This window comes from Salinibacterium xinjiangense, from assembly GCF_014645015.1.
Taxonomy (GTDB): domain Bacteria; phylum Actinomycetota; class Actinomycetes; order Actinomycetales; family Microbacteriaceae; genus Rhodoglobus; species Rhodoglobus xinjiangensis.
Genome location: NZ_BMLC01000002.1, coordinates 573,314 through 590,155 on the forward strand (window position 1 = coordinate 573,314; position 16,842 = coordinate 590,155).

At 66.5% G+C, this 16,842-nt stretch carries 20 protein-coding genes; 10 read left to right on the plus strand and 10 right to left on the minus strand.

Going from position 1 to position 16,842, the window contains the following annotated elements:
- Nucleotides 1-3: 3 nt before the first annotated feature.
- Nucleotides 4-510: an acetolactate synthase small subunit gene (gene ilvN / locus IEW81_RS09425; RefSeq protein ID WP_097059653.1), complete on the plus strand. Its 507-nt coding sequence runs from the start codon at nucleotides 4-6 to the stop codon at nucleotides 508-510.
- Nucleotides 511-542: 32 nt separating this feature from the next.
- On the plus strand, nucleotides 543-1,571 hold the full coding sequence (gene ilvC, locus IEW81_RS09430; protein ID WP_097059654.1) for a ketol-acid reductoisomerase: 1,029 nt from the start codon (nucleotides 543-545) through the stop codon (nucleotides 1,569-1,571).
- Nucleotides 1,572-1,800: 229 nt separating this feature from the next.
- On the opposite strand, the gene IEW81_RS09435 is transcribed toward ilvC, so the two are convergent.
- Nucleotides 1,801-3,165 (minus strand): amidohydrolase family protein, encoded by a 1,365-nt coding sequence (locus IEW81_RS09435; protein ID WP_229671330.1) that lies wholly within the window; start codon nucleotides 3,163-3,165, stop codon nucleotides 1,801-1,803.
- Nucleotides 3,166-3,264: 99 nt separating this feature from the next.
- Between IEW81_RS09435 and IEW81_RS09440 the strand changes: the two genes are divergently transcribed.
- Nucleotides 3,265-3,918, plus strand: coding sequence for a Pr6Pr family membrane protein (locus tag IEW81_RS09440; protein ID WP_097059655.1), 654 nt, complete (start codon nucleotides 3,265-3,267; stop codon nucleotides 3,916-3,918).
- 3 nt (nucleotides 3,919-3,921) lie between these two features.
- On the opposite strand, the gene IEW81_RS09445 is transcribed toward IEW81_RS09440, so the two are convergent.
- Genes IEW81_RS09445 through IEW81_RS09455 form a run of 3 tightly spaced genes read right to left on the minus strand, consistent with a single transcriptional unit; the run spans nucleotide 3,922 to nucleotide 6,750 of the window.
- Nucleotides 3,922-4,758, minus strand: coding sequence for an ABC transporter permease (locus tag IEW81_RS09445; protein WP_097059656.1), 837 nt, complete (start codon nucleotides 4,756-4,758; stop codon nucleotides 3,922-3,924).
- On the minus strand, nucleotides 4,745-5,689 hold the full coding sequence (locus IEW81_RS09450; RefSeq protein WP_097059657.1) for an ABC transporter ATP-binding protein: 945 nt from the start codon (nucleotides 5,687-5,689) through the stop codon (nucleotides 4,745-4,747). The genes IEW81_RS09445 and IEW81_RS09450 overlap by 14 nt, the downstream gene beginning before the upstream one ends.
- Nucleotides 5,686-6,750 carry a LolA family protein gene (locus IEW81_RS09455; protein ID WP_097059658.1) on the minus strand — a complete coding sequence of 355 codons (1,065 nt, stop codon included), beginning with the start codon at nucleotides 6,748-6,750 and terminating at the stop codon, nucleotides 5,686-5,688. Before IEW81_RS09455 ends, IEW81_RS09450 begins: the two co-directional genes overlap by 4 nt.
- A 150-nt stretch (nucleotides 6,751-6,900) precedes the next feature.
- Here IEW81_RS09455 and IEW81_RS09460 point away from each other — a divergent pair, with 150 nt between their 5' ends.
- Nucleotides 6,901-7,605 (plus strand): Pr6Pr family membrane protein, encoded by a 705-nt coding sequence (locus IEW81_RS09460; RefSeq protein WP_143544613.1) that lies wholly within the window; start codon nucleotides 6,901-6,903, stop codon nucleotides 7,603-7,605.
- 10 nt (nucleotides 7,606-7,615) lie between these two features.
- Here IEW81_RS09460 and IEW81_RS09465 read toward each other — a convergent pair whose 3' ends face one another.
- Both IEW81_RS09465 and IEW81_RS09470 read right to left on the minus strand, forming a co-directional pair.
- Complete coding sequence (locus IEW81_RS09465) at nucleotides 7,616-8,332, minus strand: ferredoxin reductase (RefSeq protein WP_097059660.1); 717 nt, start codon at nucleotides 8,330-8,332, stop codon at nucleotides 7,616-7,618.
- A 12-nt stretch (nucleotides 8,333-8,344) separates the two neighbouring features.
- Complete coding sequence (locus IEW81_RS09470) at nucleotides 8,345-8,938, minus strand: sulfite oxidase-like oxidoreductase (protein WP_097059661.1); 594 nt, start codon at nucleotides 8,936-8,938, stop codon at nucleotides 8,345-8,347.
- 46 nt (nucleotides 8,939-8,984) lie between these two features.
- Here IEW81_RS09470 and moaA point away from each other — a divergent pair, with 46 nt between their 5' ends.
- Together moaA and IEW81_RS09480 are read left to right on the plus strand one after the other, a co-directional pair.
- Nucleotides 8,985-10,064 carry a GTP 3',8-cyclase MoaA gene (moaA, locus tag IEW81_RS09475; protein ID WP_097059662.1) on the plus strand — a complete coding sequence of 360 codons (1,080 nt, stop codon included), beginning with the start codon at nucleotides 8,985-8,987 and terminating at the stop codon, nucleotides 10,062-10,064.
- On the plus strand, nucleotides 10,057-10,293 hold the full coding sequence (locus IEW81_RS09480) for a MoaD/ThiS family protein (RefSeq protein ID WP_097059663.1): 237 nt from the start codon (nucleotides 10,057-10,059) through the stop codon (nucleotides 10,291-10,293). Before moaA ends, IEW81_RS09480 begins: the two co-directional genes overlap by 8 nt.
- Nucleotides 10,294-10,314: 21 nt before the next feature.
- On the opposite strand, the gene IEW81_RS09485 is transcribed toward IEW81_RS09480, so the two are convergent.
- From IEW81_RS09485 to IEW81_RS09500, 4 genes are read right to left on the minus strand one after another with little or no spacing between them, the layout of a single operon-like run.
- Nucleotides 10,315-10,728: a molybdenum cofactor biosynthesis protein MoaE gene (locus tag IEW81_RS09485; protein WP_097059847.1), complete on the minus strand. Its 414-nt coding sequence runs from the start codon at nucleotides 10,726-10,728 to the stop codon at nucleotides 10,315-10,317.
- Entirely contained in the window at nucleotides 10,721-11,665 is a 945-nt protein-coding gene (moaCB, locus tag IEW81_RS09490; RefSeq protein WP_097059664.1) for a bifunctional molybdenum cofactor biosynthesis protein MoaC/MoaB, read from the minus strand. The genes IEW81_RS09485 and moaCB overlap by 8 nt, the downstream gene beginning before the upstream one ends.
- Entirely contained in the window at nucleotides 11,662-12,849 is a 1,188-nt protein-coding gene (locus IEW81_RS09495; protein WP_097059665.1) for a molybdopterin molybdotransferase MoeA, read from the minus strand. Before IEW81_RS09495 ends, moaCB begins: the two co-directional genes overlap by 4 nt.
- Complete coding sequence (locus tag IEW81_RS09500; RefSeq protein ID WP_229671331.1) at nucleotides 12,849-13,916, minus strand: ThiF family adenylyltransferase; 1,068 nt, start codon at nucleotides 13,914-13,916, stop codon at nucleotides 12,849-12,851. The genes IEW81_RS09495 and IEW81_RS09500 overlap by 1 nt, the downstream gene beginning before the upstream one ends.
- A 96-nt stretch (nucleotides 13,917-14,012) precedes the next feature.
- Between IEW81_RS09500 and IEW81_RS09505 the strand changes: the two genes are divergently transcribed.
- From IEW81_RS09505 to IEW81_RS09520, 4 genes are read left to right on the plus strand one after another with little or no spacing between them, the layout of a single operon-like run.
- On the plus strand, nucleotides 14,013-14,432 hold the full coding sequence (locus tag IEW81_RS09505; protein ID WP_097059667.1) for a TOBE domain-containing protein: 420 nt from the start codon (nucleotides 14,013-14,015) through the stop codon (nucleotides 14,430-14,432).
- Nucleotides 14,429-15,211, plus strand: coding sequence for a molybdate ABC transporter substrate-binding protein (gene modA / locus IEW81_RS09510; RefSeq protein WP_097059668.1), 783 nt, complete (start codon nucleotides 14,429-14,431; stop codon nucleotides 15,209-15,211). The genes IEW81_RS09505 and modA overlap by 4 nt, the downstream gene beginning before the upstream one ends.
- Nucleotides 15,153-15,998, plus strand: coding sequence for an ABC transporter permease (locus tag IEW81_RS09515; RefSeq protein ID WP_097059669.1), 846 nt, complete (start codon nucleotides 15,153-15,155; stop codon nucleotides 15,996-15,998). The genes modA and IEW81_RS09515 overlap by 59 nt, the downstream gene beginning before the upstream one ends.
- Complete coding sequence (locus tag IEW81_RS09520) at nucleotides 15,995-16,717, plus strand: ABC transporter ATP-binding protein (RefSeq protein WP_097059670.1); 723 nt, start codon at nucleotides 15,995-15,997, stop codon at nucleotides 16,715-16,717. The genes IEW81_RS09515 and IEW81_RS09520 overlap by 4 nt, the downstream gene beginning before the upstream one ends.
- The last annotated feature ends 125 nt before the right edge of the window (nucleotides 16,718-16,842 follow it).

The following is a 16,842-nucleotide window of genomic DNA, read 5'->3' on the forward strand; positions in this document are numbered from 1 at the left end:
CGCATGAGCCACGTGCTGTCACTGCTTGTCGAAGACAAGCCGGGTCTGCTGACCCGCGTCGCTGGACTGTTTGCGCGACGCGGCTTCAACATCGAGTCGCTTGCCGTCGGCAAGAGCGAGATCGATGGGCTGTCACGCATCACTGTCGTCGTCGACGTCGAGGAGCTGCCGCTCGAGCAGGTCACCAAGCAGCTCAACAAGCTGATCAACGTCATCAAGATCGTCGAACTCGATCCCGACACATCCGTCACGAGGGAGCATCTGCTCATCAAGGTGCGTGTCGACAACACCACCCGTTCGCAGGTGCTCGAAGCCGTCAACCTGTTCAGGGCTCGAGTGGTGGATGTCGCAACAGACGCCCTCGTGATCGAGACGACCGGCGACTCCGGCAAGATCCAGGCGTTTTTGCGTGTGCTCGAGCCCTACGGCATCAAGGAGATCGCGCAGAGCGGTCTTCTGGCCATCGGCCGTGGTGGCAAGAGCATCACCGAGCGCGTCTTCAAAAACTAGACGATCAATTCACCGAACAGAAAGAAAACAAAGTGGCTGCAGAACTTCTCTACGACCAGGACGCCGACCTCTCCCTCATCCAGGCCAAGAAGGTCGCCATCGTCGGCTACGGCTCGCAGGGTCACGCGCACGCGCAAAACCTGCGAGATTCGGGCGTCGAGGTGAAGATCGCCCTGAAGGACGGCTCGAAGTCGACCACCAAGGCGCAGGAAGACGGCTTCGAGGTTCTCAGCGTCGCGGATGCCACCGAGTGGGCAGACCTGATCATGATCCTCGCGCCCGACCAGCACCAGCGCGGTATCTACAACGACAGCATCAAAGGCAAGCTCGCTGAGGGCAAGACTCTCGCGTTCGCGCACGGATTCAACATCCGCTTCGGGTACATCGATGCACCCGAAGGAGTGGACGTCATCCTGATCGCGCCCAAGGCTCCCGGGCACACGGTTCGTCGCGAGTTCGTTGCCGGCCGTGGCATCCCCGACATCATCGCTGTCGAGCGCGACGCGTCGGGCCAGGCGTGGGATGTGGCCCTCGCCTACGCGAAGGCGATCGGTGGCACCCGCGCCGGCGTCATCAAGACCACCTTCACCGAAGAGACCGAGACCGACCTGTTCGGTGAGCAGGCCGTGCTCTGTGGCGGAACTTCGCAGCTCGTCATGTACGGCTTCGAGACGCTGATCGAGGCCGGTTACCAGCCCGAGATCGCATACTTCGAGGTGTTGCACGAGCTCAAGCTCATCGTCGACCTCATGTGGGAGGGTGGCATCGCGAAGCAGCGCTGGAGCGTTTCAGACACCGCCGAATACGGCGACTACGTCTCCGGCCCGCGCGTCATCGACCCCTCCGTCAAGGAGAACATGAAGGCCGTGCTGGCCGACATCCAGTCAGGCGCTTTCGCCGCGCGCTTCATCGCGGACCAGGATGCCGGAGCGGTCGAGTTCCTCGACCTGCGCGCCAAGGGCGCCGCCCACCCGATCGAGGCGACCGGCCAGAAGCTGCGCTCGCTCTTCGCGTGGAAGCAGACCGACGAGGACTACACGGAGGGATCGGCCGCGCGCTAGGCTCACGTTTCGTCGAACGGCCCGGTCTTCGGATCGGGCCGTTCCTGCGTTGCCCGCCCCTGAGCCTCGTCTTCCGAAATGACGGAAGCTGCGCACTGCAGGCCACCGTTGGCGTGGCCATCGGCGCGTTTGACGCCGGATCTCCGTCATTTCGGAAGGACGGGTGCGGGGTGCGGGGTGCGGGGTGCGGGGTATGGCGGGATGCCATACGTTGTGAAAGTGGAAGCCGTCAGGCTGGCCAGCCGTGCTGGGCGGCGATGGCGGGTAGCTGCTCGTGCACCTTCGCCGTGGCCTCGGCCGCGAGAGGGCTCGTCGATATGCCGTTCTCGTTGACGAGGCGGCCACCCACGTATACCTGTTTCAGGTTGCGCAGGCTCGACGACAGCACGTAGTTGTCGATCGGATGCCACAGCGGTCCCATATCGGGGGAGCGGGGGTCGACCACGACGAAGTCGGCGAACTTGCCCGGTTCGAGACTGCCCACGCGGTCGGCGATGCCGAGCACCTGCGCTGAACCGAGGGTGTGCATCCTGAGCATGTCGGCCGGGGACATCGCGTTCGGATCGCCCGTCGCGGCGCGCTGCTGGTAGATGCCGATCCGCATGTTCTGCCAGGGATCTGAGATGTCGGTGCAGGCCTGGTCGTCGAGGCCGACACCGATCGTCATGCCCTTCTCGCGCATCCGGGGAAGATCGGCGATGCCGGAAGCCAGGCGACCGTTCGAGGCCGGCTGCCACGACATCCCGCTTCCCGCGGACGCAGCGCGATCGATGATCTCCGCGGTGGTCTGGATGAAGTGACCGAAGACCAGCGATGGCCCGAGTGCGTCGGCCTCCGCGTACCACTCGAACTTTGACCGTTGAAGCTCCACCTCCTCCCGGGTCTCCAGGAAGTGCGCCTGGTTGATCACGCCGAACCGGCGCATCGCCTCCACCTCGAGCTCGGCGGCATCCCGACGGGGTGACCACTGCACGGCCCCGAACACGGCAGAGCCGAGCATCTGTGACGGATCGGCCCGGGCGTCGTGGGCGACGACGGCGGCGAAACGCTCGAAGATCTCGTCGTCACTGCCGACCGTGACATCCATTCCGACGGCATTGATGTATCGGATGCCACTGTCGGCCTTCGCATCGGCCTGGCGCAGCACATAGTCGATGTCGCGCAGGACGCCGTTGCCGCTGCGCACGCCGTCGATCATCGGCACCCAGCTCAGGCGCGGATCGGTGAAGTCAAACGCGGTCGTCACGCCGTTGGAGAGAAAGTCGAGAGAACCGTGAAGGCTCGACCAGTAAATGTTCTCGGCGCTCGCGTTCGCGGTAAACCCCAGCATCGAGTCGCACCAGCCATACAGCGTCGCATCGACGCCGAGGCCGCGCAATCCACTCGTGAAGAGATGGCTGTGGGATGACACGAACCCGGGCGCCACGAACGAGCCGCCCACATCGAGCACCTCGGCCGCCTCGACCCGTGGCGGGGTACCGGAGCCGACAGAGTCGATGCGCCCATCGTCGGCGACGAGCATCCACCCCTCGTCGATCACGTCGGGTCCGACAGGGGCGATAGTGATGAGCCTGGCATTGGTCACGAGCAGCATGACTCGATTCTGCACCAGCCAGATGTCGTGCGCGTTACCGGCTGTTTCCTGCATCGCGTTGCAGCGCACGACAGGCGGGTGACCCGGTAATCTGGGCGCGTGCCAGAGACGCCGCCCGCCCGCCGCATCGTCGGAATCCTGCGCCTCGCAGCAGGCCTCACGCTCGCCGTGGCTTTGGCCTTTCAGATCATCGAGAAGGTGGCCAATAACGACATGGTGGCTCATGAGTACTTCAGCTACTTCACCGTCCAGTCGTCGATGATCGCTGTCGTCGCGCTGGTCTTCGGCGGTATCGTGGCGCTGCGCCTGCCCATCGACACCGTGCTGTACACGATGGTGCAGATGTCGGTGTTCTCCTACGCGGTCGTCACCGCGGTCGTGTACAACGTGCTGCTCCGGGGAATCCCCGAAGAGGGCTTCATCGAATCGCGGTGGCCGGGCGAACTCATGCATGTCTGGATTCCGCTATTCATCGCGCTCGACTGGTTCGTCTCGCCAGGCCGTCCCGCCCTGCGCTGGACAGGGCTCAGGTTCGTCGTCATTTACCCGCTCGCGTGGCTGGCGTTCACCATGCTGCGCGGAGCGGCCACAGGCTGGTTCCCGTATCCATTCCTGGAGCCATCGACCGGGGTGCTGAGCATCGCGGTCTACGTGATCGGGATCTCCGTGTTCATCGTCGGACTCGCCTCCATCGCGATCGCCTGGAGCCGTGTGCGGGCGCGTGAGCGTGAACGAGCGACGTTGGCGGCCTGAGGGTCAGCTCAGCACGTCTTTGGTGGCGAAGCGCCCGTAAGCAAGCGTGCCAAAGACAGCAATGTAGCCCAGCTGCAGCAGCGCGTTGCTCTGGAATGAGTCGAACGAGATCGGGCTCGTGAGCAGGTCGGCGATCCCCAGCCAGTAGTGGCTGAACAGCCAGGGATGCAGCCAGGCGAGCTGCGGAAGGACATCCAGGATCTGGGATGCCGCGGAGAGCACGATCGTCGCCGCCATCGCCCCGACGGGCACCGTGGTGAGGGTCGACAGGAACAGCCCGATCGCGCTCAGCCCGAGCATAGACATCGAGACGTAGGCGATAAGCAGCAGGCAACGGACGGCGTATTCTGCCCCGTCGATCGTGTCGCCGGACAGCAGGGTCACGGGTCGCACGGGGAATAGTGCTGCCCCGATCGCGACACCGGCGATGACCACGATGGCGGTGGCCGCGAGACAGAAGGCGGCGGCGCCCGCATACTTCACCAGCAAGAGCCGCAGGCGACCGGCAGGCGAAATGAGGAGGTAGCGCAGGGTGCCCAGATTCGCTTCACCGGCGATCGTGTCCCCGGCGACAACTCCGACGGTCAATGGCAGGAAGAGGGGAATCGATACCGTGAGCGCGGTGAGCGCCACGAACAGCCCGTTCTCGCTGATGCTCGCAAGAAACGCAGGCCCACGGCCCGAGGTGTTGCTTGACAGCCGCACGGCCACGGCGATCAGGATGGGGACCGCGGCTAGCGCGAGCAGCATGGCCTGGTTGCGTCTGCGGCGGAACACGATGGTGATCTCAGACCCGAGCAGCGCCAAACCCAGGTTGCGGCGGGTGTCACTCTGCGACATCGAACCCCTCCCCGGTGAGCGCCACGAAGCGGTCCTCGAGGCTGGCGCCCTCTGCGGTGAAGCCGCGCAGGCGAACACCCGCGATAACGAGTGCCTCGGAGAGCTGTTCGACGGGGACGCTCGTCGTCAGCGCCGCCGTCAGGGATGAGTCGATGGGGCCGGGCTGGCTCTGGAGCCCCCAGCGAGCGAGCACCTCGCGCGCGAGGTCGAGATCCGGAGTGCGCACCTCGACACGGGTCACGCCCTCCGCGCGCAGGTCATCCAGTGTGCCCTGGGCGACGAGCCGCCCCGCGCTCATCACGGCGACATGGCTGCAGGTCTGTTCGATCTCGGCGAGCAGGTGGCTCGACACAAACACCGTCGTGCCCTCGGCTGCGAGCGAACGGATGAGGTTACGCATCTCGCGGGTGCCCTGCGGGTCGAGACCATTAGTCGGCTCGTCGAGGATCAGCAGGTCGCGAGGCGTGAGGAGCGCATTAGCGATGCCAAGGCGCTGCTTCATTCCGAGCGAGTACGCATGCGCCTTCTTGCGCGCGGCATGGGTAAGTCCGACGCGGTCGAGCGCCGCATCTACCCTCGCCGTCCTCGTGCGGGATGACGCGAAGCGGTCGGCCGAGTCCAGTCTGGCCAGATTTGCGCGGCCGGAGAGGAATGGGTAGATCGCAGGCCCCTCGACGAGAGCTCCGACGCGGGGGAGCACGGACTGCAGCGATTGCGGCATCGCCGAGCCGAGCATCCTGATCTCACCGGATGTTGCGGAGGCGAGCCCGAGCAGCATGCGTATCGTCGTGGTCTTTCCTGAGCCGTTGGGGCCGAGAAATCCGAAGACCGATCCGCTGGGAACCGCGATGTCGAGCTGGTTCACCGCGAGCTGCGAACCGAACCGTTTGGTCAGCCCGTGCGTCTCGATGGCGAGCGCGCCATCCGTCACTGCGCTGCTGCAGCCTGGAGTTGGTCGATTGCGACAGCGCCGACGAGCACACGACCGTCGTTGGCCAGGAACACGGATACGAGCGAGGTCTCGAGTGCGCGGCCGCCAGTGACCGGCACAAGCACCTGGTCGAGAAGGGCGGATGCCTCGGAGTCACCGAGGTCACTCGCGGTACCCGCGGGAAGTTCGGCGATGCTGCTCCAGCCGGCACCGGTGACCTCGGGCTTCGTGAACTCGCCCTTGTCCGGGGCCGTGTCGCTGTTTCCGTCAACCTGGTGCTCTTCGACGGTCGCGCCAGCCGGGGGTGTGAAGTTGAAGAGGCTGGCATCCTGCGCGGAGAAGTCGATCGAACTGAAGCCCACTGCGAAGGCGGCGTCGCTCTGGCCGTCGGCGAAGATCCGCACGTCGAGCGGCAGGCCGGTCTCGGAGTCGACGGAGAGGATCACCGAGCCGACAAGGGTGGCGTCATCATCCGGGGTCAGCACGAGCTGGTAGACGGCGCGTCCGGCAACCCTCGCGGTCTCGGTCACACTGATCGTGGTGGACGGCTCGAGGCCGTCGATGAACTGGGTCGCGAGCTCGGCTGGAGTCCTGGTGGCGCCGGTGTCTGGCCTGGTGCCGGGTGTTGCCGTCACGTGCTGCACGGCGTTGGTCTTCGAATCGTACGTCCACGCCTCGGCGCCATTGCGGATCACGTCACGCTCGGCGAGGGTGTCTGTGACCTGGATGCGCGCGGTGTCGGGCCCGCCGACGAAGACGCGAGCGGAGTTGGTTCCGGTGAGAAGCTCCACTGCCGCCGACACGGGGGAATCTGACCCGGCTCCACCTCGGTAGCTCGATCCGAGCGACGACAGGTCCGGCAATCCGAGATGGGAACTCTGCTCTACGGTCCCGGAGTACTGGGCGTCTGCGCTGCCGGCGATGAACTCGAGCAACTGTTGCGGCGATTTCTCGGGCAGCGCTGGCGTGGCATCTGCAGCGATCGGGATCAGCACAACCCCCGCGACGGCGACGATCGGAACAAGGGCTGCGGGAATCCAGCGAGTCCACTTCGATGGCATGACGGCTCCTCCTGAACAAACGATTTCCTGTTGTTCCAACGGTACTCCCGAGTCGCCGTGTGGCGGCTGGGAAAGCAGCGCAGGGTCGACGACCGGGGAGTGCCCCGAAGAGGTGACTATCGTGTCCGCCTGCGGCTCCGAACAACGGCCGTGAACACATTCCAGCAGGCGCGAACCCGCGCAGAGTATGTCGAGAACGCAAAGAACACAGGGGACACCGAACCAGTCACGCGGCGTCGCCGGCTTCTCGGTGCCATCCGGATCGCCGTCGGGATGTTCGTGCTGGTCACGGTGGTCATTCAGATTACAGACCGCCTGCTCAACAACGCGTTCGATCCCAGGGAATACTTCAGCTACTTCACGATTCAGTCGTGTCTCATCAACATCGTCGTGCTGCTCGTGGGTGGCGTGATGGCGCTGCGCCACCGGCGCGACACCGTGCTGTACACCTCGATCAGGATGTCGATCGTCGCCTATGCCGTCGTCACTGCGGGCGTCTACAACCTGCTGTTGCGCAGCGTCCCTTATGAGGGATTCCAGGGCCTGCAGTGGCCCAACGAGGTGCTGCATGTCTGGGTGCCGATCTTCATCGCGCTCGACTGGCTCTTCGCGCCCGGGCGACCCCCTCTCCCGTGGCGCACCCTTCTCATCCCGATCGGCTACCCGGTGCTCTGGCTCGGATTCACGCTGGTGCGTGGCGTGTTCACCGACACCTATCCGTATCCGTTCATCGACCCGGCGACCGCGGGCTGGGGCAGCGTGGTCACGTATATCGTCGCGCTGACCATGTTCATCCTCGCGATCGCTGCCCTGTGTATCGCGTACAGCAGGCGCGGCGGGCGGGCCAGCCGATAGCCGGGTTGCTCTAGCTGCCGCCGAAGCGTTCGGTCTTTATCGAGACCGGATCGTGTCCGAGGTCGACGAGGGCGGATGCCACGGCCTCCACGAATCCCGTGGGGCCACAGACGAACACCGCGGGGTTTGCGGTCGCGGGGGTCGTCGTCGAGGCGATGAGCTCCTTCGTGACGCGACCGGGCGCCATGGGCCATCCGTCGGGAACTTCGCGTGTGTAGACGAGGGTGAGGTCGACACCGGATGCCGCGACGAGTTCGTCGGCGAAGAAGCGGTCGGAGGGCGACCGCACGGAGTACAGCAGCCGCATGGGCACGGAGCTGCCTGCGGCGGTATGCGCACGGATCATCGCGAGCAGGGGGACCACACCGGATCCACCGGCAATGAGTTGCACGGGAGCCGTTTGCTCTGGCTTCCAGACGAACCAGCGGCCCAGGGGTCCGCGGAACTCGAGCTGGTCGCCGGCACGCAACTCCTCGACGAGGTAGGGCGAGACTTCGCCGTCGTCGATCAGGTCGACCGCGAGTTCCACCTGCTGGCCCGGCCCCGTGGAGGCGAGGGAGTACGCACGAACCGCCGTGTAGCCGTCGGGTGCGGTGAGCCGTACGTCGACGTGCTGGCCAGCGGTGCTGCCATGCCAGCCCGGCACATCCAGCACAATGCTCTTCGCGTTCGGGGTCTGCTGTGTCGCAGACACCACGGTGCCCACCAGCCAGTCGCGTGGACTCATCTAACGAGTCACCTAGCTGTACCGCTCTTCACGCCACGGGTTGCCGTAGGTGTGATAACCGTTCTGTTCCCAGAAACCGGGGGCGTCGCTGCGCTGCATGGTGATTCCACGCACCCACTTGGCGCTCTTCCAGAAGTAGAGGTGCGGCACGATCATGCGGGCGGGACCACCATGGTCTGGCTCAAGCGGTTCGCCGTCGAACTCGGTCGTGATCCAGGCCTGGCCGTCGAGTATGTCTTCCAGCGGCAGGTTCGTGGTGTAGCCACCCGTGGAGTGCACCATGACGTAGTCGTAGCTCGACTCGACGTCGGCGAACAGGGTGTCCATCGAGACGCCGCGCCAGTTCGTGGCCAGCTTCGACCAGCGGGTGACGCAGTGGATGTCGGTGTGCACGTCTTCGAAGGGCAGCGCCTGCAGCTCATCCCACGACCACGAGTGCGTGGCACCCAGCTCGGTCTTGATCGTGAACGACCAGTCAGCTTCAGCGATCGTCGGGGTGGGGCCGGCGGAGAGCACGGGGAAGTCTTCGGTGAGGAACTGACCGGGGGGAAGGTCGGGCTGCGCCTCGCGGGGGCGACCCGTAAAACCGCGGGAGAAGATGGCCATGCTTCAGGGTACCGAACCCTCAGGCCCACAGACGTAGGCTTACGTAATGACTTTGTCGCTCGGCCTGCCCATGATCCGGCGCGACCCCGCCCGGATGCCGTCGATTGCCGGGCGACCGGATGTCGCGGGGCTCATCGACAGCCATGGGCGCACGGCCCGGGACCTCCGTATCTCGGTCACGGAGAAATGTTCGCTGCGATGCACGTATTGCATGCCCGAGGCTGGGCTTCCCGCGATCGCCCGCAATGACCTGCTCACCCCGACGGAGATCGCGCGGCTCGTCGGCATCGCCGTCCGGGACCTGGGCGTACACGACGTCCGTTTCACGGGCGGTGAGCCGCTGATGCGTGCAGACCTGGTGGAGATCATCGGGCTGAGCTCCGCGGTCGCCGGTGGGGCATCCATCTCCATGACCACCAACGGCATCGGTCTCGACAAGCGAGTCGACGAGCTCGTGGGGGCCGGCCTGACGAGGCTCAACATCTCCCTCGATACTGTCGACCGCGATCACTTCGCGAGGCTCACTCGCCGGGACAGGCTGCCGTCCGTGTTCGCCGGGATTGATGCAGCGAAGCGGGCGGGAATCGCTCCGCTGAAGATCAATGCCGTGCTCATGCGCGACACCCTCGGTGGGGCGGCAGACCTCCTCGAGTGGGCGCTCGCGAATGGCGCACGGCTGCGCTTCATCGAACAGATGCCGCTCGACGCCGACGAAGCCTGGGCCCGCGACAACATGGTCGACGCCGCCGAGCTGCTCGACGTGCTCAGCGCGAAATTCACGCTCACGCAGCCTCACCGCGACGATCCGTCAGACCCGGCCGAAGAGTGGCTCGTCGAGGGGCACACCTACAACGGCGGCCCCGCCACCGTGGGGATCATCGCCTCGGTGACGCGCAGCTTCTGCGCGGCCTGCGATCGCACCCGTGTGACGGCGGAGGGCACCGTGCGCTCCTGCCTGTTCGGCGACGATGAGACCGACCTGCGCGCGCTGCTTCGCAACGGATCGACGGATGCCACGATCGCCGAGTGGTGGCGGGCCGCGATGTGGGGCAAGCAGGAAGGTCACGGCATGGAGCGTTCAGACTTCCAGCGCCCGGTGCGCAGCATGGGGGCGATCGGTGGTTGAGGTGCGCTACTTCGCCGCGGCCGCGGACGCGGCGGGTGTCGTCGAGGAGTCGCTGCCCAGTGTCGCGACGGTCGGGGCACTGCGGTCGGTGCTCATCGACCGCTATGGCGACGCGATGGCGAGGGTGCTCGCCTCTGGATCGTTTCTCGTCGACGGCGTCGTGAGCCGCGACGACTCACGAGCGCTGGGATTGCGCGTCGACGTGCTGCCGCCGTTCGCCGGCGGCTGAGCCCCGGCAGCTGAGTGCCGGCTACAGCCCGACCCACTCGGTCGCGCCGCCCGCGAGATGCTGGCGCTTCCAGATCGGCACGGAATGCTTGATCGACTCGACGAGCTTCTCGCAGGCAGCGAAGGCCTCGGCGCGATGCGGTGCGGCGACGGATGCCACGAGCGCAACATCCCCGATGGCCAGCGATCCCGTGCGATGGCCGGCTGCCACCCGCAGTCCAGACTCGGCTGCCACGGCGGCGCAGCACTCCTCGAGGAAGCGCTGCGCTTCGGGATGCGATTGGTAGTCGAGCGCTGACACGGGCTGCCCGTGGTCATGATCTCGCACGACCCCGCGGAACGTGACGACGGCACCATTCGCGCTGTCGAGCACAAAGGCTTCGAACCTGTCCTGGTCGAGCGGTTCGCCAGTGATCTGCGCCAGCACATCACTCATGCGCGCCACCACCGGCCACCTGTGCGATGAGATGGTCGAGCAGCTCATCGAGCACGGCGAGCCCGTCCCTGACGCCACCGGTCGAGCCCGGGAGGTTGACGATCACGGTATTGCCTGCGGTGCCGGCGAGCCCGCGGCTGAGAGCGGCGGTGGGGGTCTTCGCGATTCCGCGAGCCCTGATCGCCTCGGCGACTCCGGGCAGCTCGCGCGTGAGCACCGCACGAGTGGCCTCGGGAGTCTGGTCCGTCGGGCTCATGCCGGTGCCGCCCGTGGTGATGACCAGCGCGGGGGTGGTGGCGACGACACGAGCGAGCTCGGCAGCGACATCCGCATCGGCGACGACCGTGACGGCATCCACAGTCCACCCGCGCTGGGTGAGCCAGTCGGCGATGTGCGGGCCGGTCGTGTCGTCACGGGTGCCGGCGGCCCCACCCGTGGAGGCGACGACGACCGCGGCCGCGGAGGCGCGCACGGCACTGCGGCTCTTGCCGCCGGTCTTGGACTCCAGCCTGATGTCGCCGAGTACGGAGAACGGATCCACGGCCTTCGTCATGTCGTGCAGGGTCAGCCCCGCAATAGCGACGGCCGTGAGTGCCTCCATCTCGACGCCGGTCTTGCCGGTCGTCGTCGCGGTGGCGGTGATCTCGATCGAGGTGTCGTCGAGGGAGAAGTCGACGGTCACCGAACTCAGCGCGAGCTGGTGGCACAGCGGGATCAGGTCGCTCGTGCGTTTGGCGCCCTGGATTCCGGCGATGCGGGCCGTAGACAGCACGTCGGCTTTGGGCAGGTCGTCGGCGCGCACCAGGGCTATCACCTCGGCGGTGCTCGAAAATCTGCCTGTGGCGATCGCTGTGCGTTTCGTGACAGCTTTATCGCTGACGTCGACCATGCGTGCACGCCCATCGCCGTCGAGATGGCTGAGGGTCGCGTCGGTCATAGTTCCCATGTTTCCACGGAATCGCCCGCGACGAGTTCCGTCACATCCTCAGGCACGATGACCAGGAGGTCGGATGCCGCGAGCCCGGCGACGAGGTGCGAGCTGGGCCCACCCGCCAGGGTCACGGCAGACTCACCCACGGCCGTTCCTCGCAGAAACTGCCGCTTCCCGGCGATGGACGCGGTGCCCGCCGTGAGCGTGCGCCTCCGTCGTGCTGGGGCCGCAACCCCGCCGACGTCGCGCAGCAGCGGGGCAGCGAACACCTCGAACGAGATCTGCGTGCTGACCGGGTTGCCCGGAAAGCAGATCACGGGCACGCCCTCGAACACCGCAGTCGCCTGTGGGCCGCCGGGCTGCATGGCGACGTGACCGACCTTCGCGCCGAGCGGTTCGAGGGTCTCGCGCACCACCTCGTACTCGCCCATAGAGATGCCGCCCGAGGTGAAGATCAGGTCCGCGGATGCCGCGGCCTGCTCCAGCGCGGCTAACATCGCGGCGCGGTCGTCGAGCACGTGCGAGCGAAAGGCGACGACCGCTCCCGTCGCACGCACCGCCGCGGCCAGCGCCGTCGCATTGGAGTCGAAGACCTGCCCCAGCGAGGGCACAGCACCGGGCTGGATGAGTTCGGAACCGGTCGTAATGATCGCCACCCGCACCCGCGCGAGCACGGGAACCGAGGTCAGCCCGGCCGCGGCCAGCACCGCAAGGTGTCGCGAGCCGAGCCTGAGCCCATGCGGCAGCAGCCGGTCGCCCTGGCGGATGTCGCTGCCCCGGTAGCGAACATACTCACCCGCCGATCGTGCGCGCGTGATCGTGACGGAAGCGCCGTCATCGGTGCTGTCCTCGACCGGAACCACGGCATCCGCCCCCGCGGGCATGACGCCGCCGGTCATGATGCGCACCGCGGATCCCGGCAGCAGCGGCAGCGGATCACTCGGTCTCGCCGCGATCTCGCCGACGATCGGGAGGGTCGCGGGCAGTGTCGCCAGATCGGCGGACCGCACGGCAAATCCATCCATCTGGGAATTATCGAACAGGGGGAGGTCGACGGGGCATGGCACAGACGTTGCGGTCACCCTGCCGAGCGCGTCGTCGATGGCAACACTCTCGGTGCGGGGTTCGAGCGCGGGGCTGAGCAGTGCCGCGACGTGGGCTGCGTGTTCGGCGACGGTCGCGTGGGCCATCAGTACCGCGTCATCGCCGGGTCGAGGTCGACGGCCCAGGCGTCGATTCCGCCGGTGAGGTGGCTGGCGTCGAAGCCGGCGGCGGCCAGGATGGCGCGGGCTCCCGCTGATCGCACGCCGTGGTGGCAGTAGGCCATGACCGGTTTCGAGCTGTCGATCTCGGCGAGGCGCTGCGAGAGGCTGCCGAGCGGGATGAGTGTCGAGCCGGGAAGCGAGACGAGCACCGCCTCCCATGGTTCGCGCACATCGAGCAGCGTGAACTCGTCGGTTCGCTCGGCCAGTGTGGCCGGGGTTATGCCGTCGGCGGTGGATGCCCCGCAGAACGTCTCGTAGTCGATGAGGCTCGTAATCGGGGCCGCCGTCGGGTCTTTCGCGAACGATAGTTCGCGGAATGAACCCGTGAGCGCGTCCACGATCGTGACGCGACCGGTGAGCGGAGCGCCGATGCCGGTGATGAGTTTGATGGCCTCCGTCGACATGATCGAACCGACCAGCGCGACGACGGTGGGCATCACGCCGCCGGCCTCACACGAGAGCACGGAACCGGGTGGGGGAGGCGAGGGGAAGAGGTCCCGGTATCCGGGCCCGCCGGGAACTGCGACGCTCGCCTGCCCGCCGTATTGCGAAACGGAACCCCAGACCAGCGGGATGCCGGTGAGGGTGGCAGCGTCACTCGCGAGGTATCGGGTCACGAAGTTGTCGCTGCCGTCGAGCACGAGGTCGAAGTCGGCGAACAGTTCGAGGGCCGTGGCCGCCGTGAGTCGTTCCGGCACGGCGATGACCGTCGTCTCTGGATTGAGGGCCGCGACGGCCGCAACAGCGGAGGCGACCTTGCTGCGACCCACATCGGCCATGCCGTGGATGAGCTGGCGGTGAAGGTTGCTCAGCTCGACCGTGTCATCATCGACGATGCCGATGGTTCCGACTCCGGCCGCCGCGAGGGAGGGGATTACGCTGCTGCCGAGGCCGCCAGCGCCGATCACGAGCACTCTGGATGCCGCGAGCCGGGCTTGCTCGTCGGCTCCGAAGCCGGGCAGCGCGAGTTGGCGCGAGTAGCGGAGATCCATAATCCTATTCTCGTGCCTGCCGTGCTTCATCCCGCATCTGACCGCATTCGCGGATCTAATAGAATAAAGTGCACGCGAATACGGAAGAAGGACGGGATGGCAGCAACGCGATTCACCGTGATCGAAGCGGCGGCCCTGCTCGGAGTCAGCGATGACACCGTGCGCCGATGGGCAGAGGCACGCAGGCTCACGCTCGTTTCCGGTGCGAACGGACGATCGCTGGTCGACGGCCTCGAGCTCGCGGGCCTGGCGCAGGAGCTTGCGACCGAGTCTGCGCTCGCGGCGGCCTTCCCCACATCGAAGGCCTCGGCGCGCAACCGGATCACCGGCATCGTCACCAGGGTCGTCAAAGACGGCGTCATGGCGCAGGTCGAGTTGCAGGCTGGGCCGTTCCGAATCGTCTCGTTGATGAGCCGAGAAGCCGCAGACGAGCTCCAACTCGAACCTGGCACCCTCGCAACCGCGAGCGTGAAGGCTACGACCGTTGTCATCGAACTACCGGAGGCACATAAATGAAACGCGCGCTCGTAACCCTGGTCGCCGCAGGGCTGCTTCTGGCCGGATGCTCGGCTGCCCCCGCGACCCAGCCCACCCCGGAGCCCACCGCAGAAGACACCCTCACCGGAACCGTGAATGTCTTCGCCGCAGCATCCCTCACCGAAACATTCGGCGCTATCGCGGACGCGTTCACGAAGGAGCACCCCGATGTGAATATTGCCTTCAACTTCGGCGGCAGCTCGGCGCTTGCGACCCAGATCGTCGAGGGAGCACCCGTCGACGTCTTCGCTGCGGCCAGCGGCACGACCATGAAAACGGTCACTGACGCCGCGCTCACCGACGGTGAGCCGACCGTCTTTGTGACGAACACTCTCGAGATCGCGGTTCCTGCGGGAAACCCCGGCGGTGTCAGCGGGCTGGCAGACTTCGCCAACCCCGACCTCAGCATCGCTATCTGCGCGGTGGAGGTGCCGTGCGGTGCGGCCTCGAAGACGGTGTTCGATGGTGCCGGAATCGTGGCAGCCCCGGACACGCTGGAGCAGGATGTCAAGGCAGTCCTGACCAAGGTCGAACTCGGCGAGGTCGATGCTGGGCTGGTCTACAAGACCGACGTGCTCGCTGCCGGGGATAAGGTCGAAGGCATCGAGTTCTCCGAGGCGTCAACCGCCGTCGGAAAGTATCCGATCGTCCAGCTTGCGGCATCCACCAATAAGAATGCGGCCGCGGCCTTCGTCGCCTATGTGCTCTCTCCGGCCGGAAAGAAGATCCTTGACCGTGCAGCGTTCGGCACGCCGTAAGCGGCAGGGCTTCCTGTCGCCTGCCCTGTGGGTTCCCGCGGGGCTCGCACTGGCATTGCTGGGGCTGCCATTGGTCGCCCTGGTCGTCCGGGCTCCCTGGTCGCAGTTGCCCGAACTTCTCGCCCAGCCGAGCGTCGGTTCGGCTCTCGCACTGTCGCTCGCCACGGGCCTGATGTCGACGGCCATCTCGTTGGTGCTGGGCATTCCGCTCGCCCTCGTGCTCGCCAGGTCGGCACAGTGGGCCGCCGTGCCGCGACGACTCCTCCGTGCGCTCGTCACAGTGCCGCTCGTGCTGCCTCCCGTGGTCGGCGGTGTCGCACTGTTGTTGTTGCTGGGCCGCAGGGGGTTACTCGGGCAGTTCCTTCCGTTCCAGCTTCCGTTCACGACGGCGGCTGTGGTCATCGCGCAGGTCTTCGTCGCGATGCCTTTCCTCGTGCTCGCCGTCGAGGGTGCCCTTCGAGCTTCCGATCGACGGTTCGAGACGGCAGCAGCCACCCTCGGGGCGTCGAGGTTCACGATCTTCCGTCGCATCACACTGCCGCTCGTGTTTCCCGGAGTCGCCGCCGGTGCGCTGCTGTGCTTCTGCCGCGCGCTGGGCGAGTTCGGTGCCACGATCACCTTCGCCGGCAGCTTCCCCGGTGTCACCCAGACCCTGCCGATCGCGACCTACCTGCAGTTGCAGACGGATCCGGATGCCGCCATCGCCCTCTCGCTCGTACTGATGATCATCTCTGCCGCCGCCCTTGTCAGCCTGCGCGACCGCTGGGTGCCGGGGGTAACGGCATGAGCGTTGCGGCCCGGCTCAGGCTCGCGCGTGGAGCCTTCACCCTCGACCTGGAGCTCGTGGTCACCGTTGGCCGCACGCTCGCCCTGCTCGGACCGAATGGCGCGGGAAAGTCGACGGCATTGGGCATGCTCGCGGGCATGATCGACCTCGATTCCGGTTCGATCGTCGTGGGCGGCCGTGTGCTCGACGACGACTCGACGCATGTCGAGACCGAGCATCGTCGCGTCGGGGTGATGTTCCAGGATTACCTGCTCTTCCCGCACCTGAGCGTGCTGGAGAACGTCGCCTTCGGCGCGCGCTCCACCGGAGTGCCGCGGGCCGCGGCGCGTGGTGCAGCGCTCGAATGGCTCGACCGGCTCGGTATCGCCGACCTTGCCTCGAGCCGCCCACCACAGCTCTCCGGTGGGCAGGCCCAGCGTGTCGCACTCGGCAGGGCGCTCGCCAGCGATCCTAAACTGCTGCTGCTCGACGAGCCTCTGGCGGCCCTCGACGTCGAGATCCGCGAGGAGGTGCGCGCAGAGCTCGGCCGGCACATCCGGGAGTGGGGCGGACCGACGATTCTCGTCACACATCTCTTCGATGATGTGGTCGCCCTCGCAGACGATGTGGTCGTCATCGAGCGCGGGCGCGTCACGCAGCGCGCCACGGTTCGTGAGCTCGTGCAGGCGCCGGCGACTTCCTACGTCTCGCGACTCGTCGCCAGCTGGTCAGACGACTGACGCGGCATCCATCCGCGACTCGCCCCACCCCGGCCTTCCGAAATGACGGAGTTCTCGTTCCGAGATGACGGGACGGGCAGGGTTTGCCGCGTGATAGTGCGTTCAGTGAACGGGCAGGATGCCGC

What these genes read in the sequence shown, in the direction of transcription:
- ilvN (WP_097059653.1), top strand. Translation starts at nt 4, where the DNA reads ATGAGCCACGTGCTGTCACTGCTTGTCGAAGACAAGCCGGGTCTGCTG.
- IEW81_RS09435 (WP_229671330.1), bottom strand. Translation starts at nt 3,165, where the DNA reads ATGCTGCTCGTGACCAATGCCAGGCTCATCACTATCGCCCCTGTCGGA.
- IEW81_RS09445 (WP_097059656.1), bottom strand. Translation starts at nt 4,758, where the DNA reads ATGTCGCAGAGTGACACCCGCCGCAACCTGGGTTTGGCGCTGCTCGGG.
- IEW81_RS09455 (WP_097059658.1), bottom strand. Translation starts at nt 6,750, where the DNA reads ATGCCATCGAAGTGGACTCGCTGGATTCCCGCAGCCCTTGTTCCGATC.
- IEW81_RS09465 (WP_097059660.1), bottom strand. Translation starts at nt 8,332, where the DNA reads ATGAGTCCACGCGACTGGCTGGTGGGCACCGTGGTGTCTGCGACACAG.
- IEW81_RS09470 (WP_097059661.1), bottom strand. Translation starts at nt 8,938, where the DNA reads ATGGCCATCTTCTCCCGCGGTTTTACGGGTCGCCCCCGCGAGGCGCAG.
- moaA (WP_097059662.1), top strand. Translation starts at nt 8,985, where the DNA reads ATGACTTTGTCGCTCGGCCTGCCCATGATCCGGCGCGACCCCGCCCGG.
- IEW81_RS09485 (WP_097059847.1), bottom strand. Translation starts at nt 10,728, where the DNA reads ATGAGTGATGTGCTGGCGCAGATCACTGGCGAACCGCTCGACCAGGAC.
- moaCB (WP_097059664.1), bottom strand. Translation starts at nt 11,665, where the DNA reads ATGACCGACGCGACCCTCAGCCATCTCGACGGCGATGGGCGTGCACGC.
- IEW81_RS09495 (WP_097059665.1), bottom strand. Translation starts at nt 12,849, where the DNA reads ATGGCCCACGCGACCGTCGCCGAACACGCAGCCCACGTCGCGGCACTG.
- IEW81_RS09500 (WP_229671331.1), bottom strand. Translation starts at nt 13,916, where the DNA reads ATGGATCTCCGCTACTCGCGCCAACTCGCGCTGCCCGGCTTCGGAGCC.
- IEW81_RS09505 (WP_097059667.1), top strand. Translation starts at nt 14,013, where the DNA reads ATGGCAGCAACGCGATTCACCGTGATCGAAGCGGCGGCCCTGCTCGGA.
- modA (WP_097059668.1), top strand. Translation starts at nt 14,429, where the DNA reads ATGAAACGCGCGCTCGTAACCCTGGTCGCCGCAGGGCTGCTTCTGGCC.
- IEW81_RS09515 (WP_097059669.1), top strand. Translation starts at nt 15,153, where the DNA reads ATGTGCTCTCTCCGGCCGGAAAGAAGATCCTTGACCGTGCAGCGTTCG.
- IEW81_RS09520 (WP_097059670.1), top strand. Translation starts at nt 15,995, where the DNA reads ATGAGCGTTGCGGCCCGGCTCAGGCTCGCGCGTGGAGCCTTCACCCTC.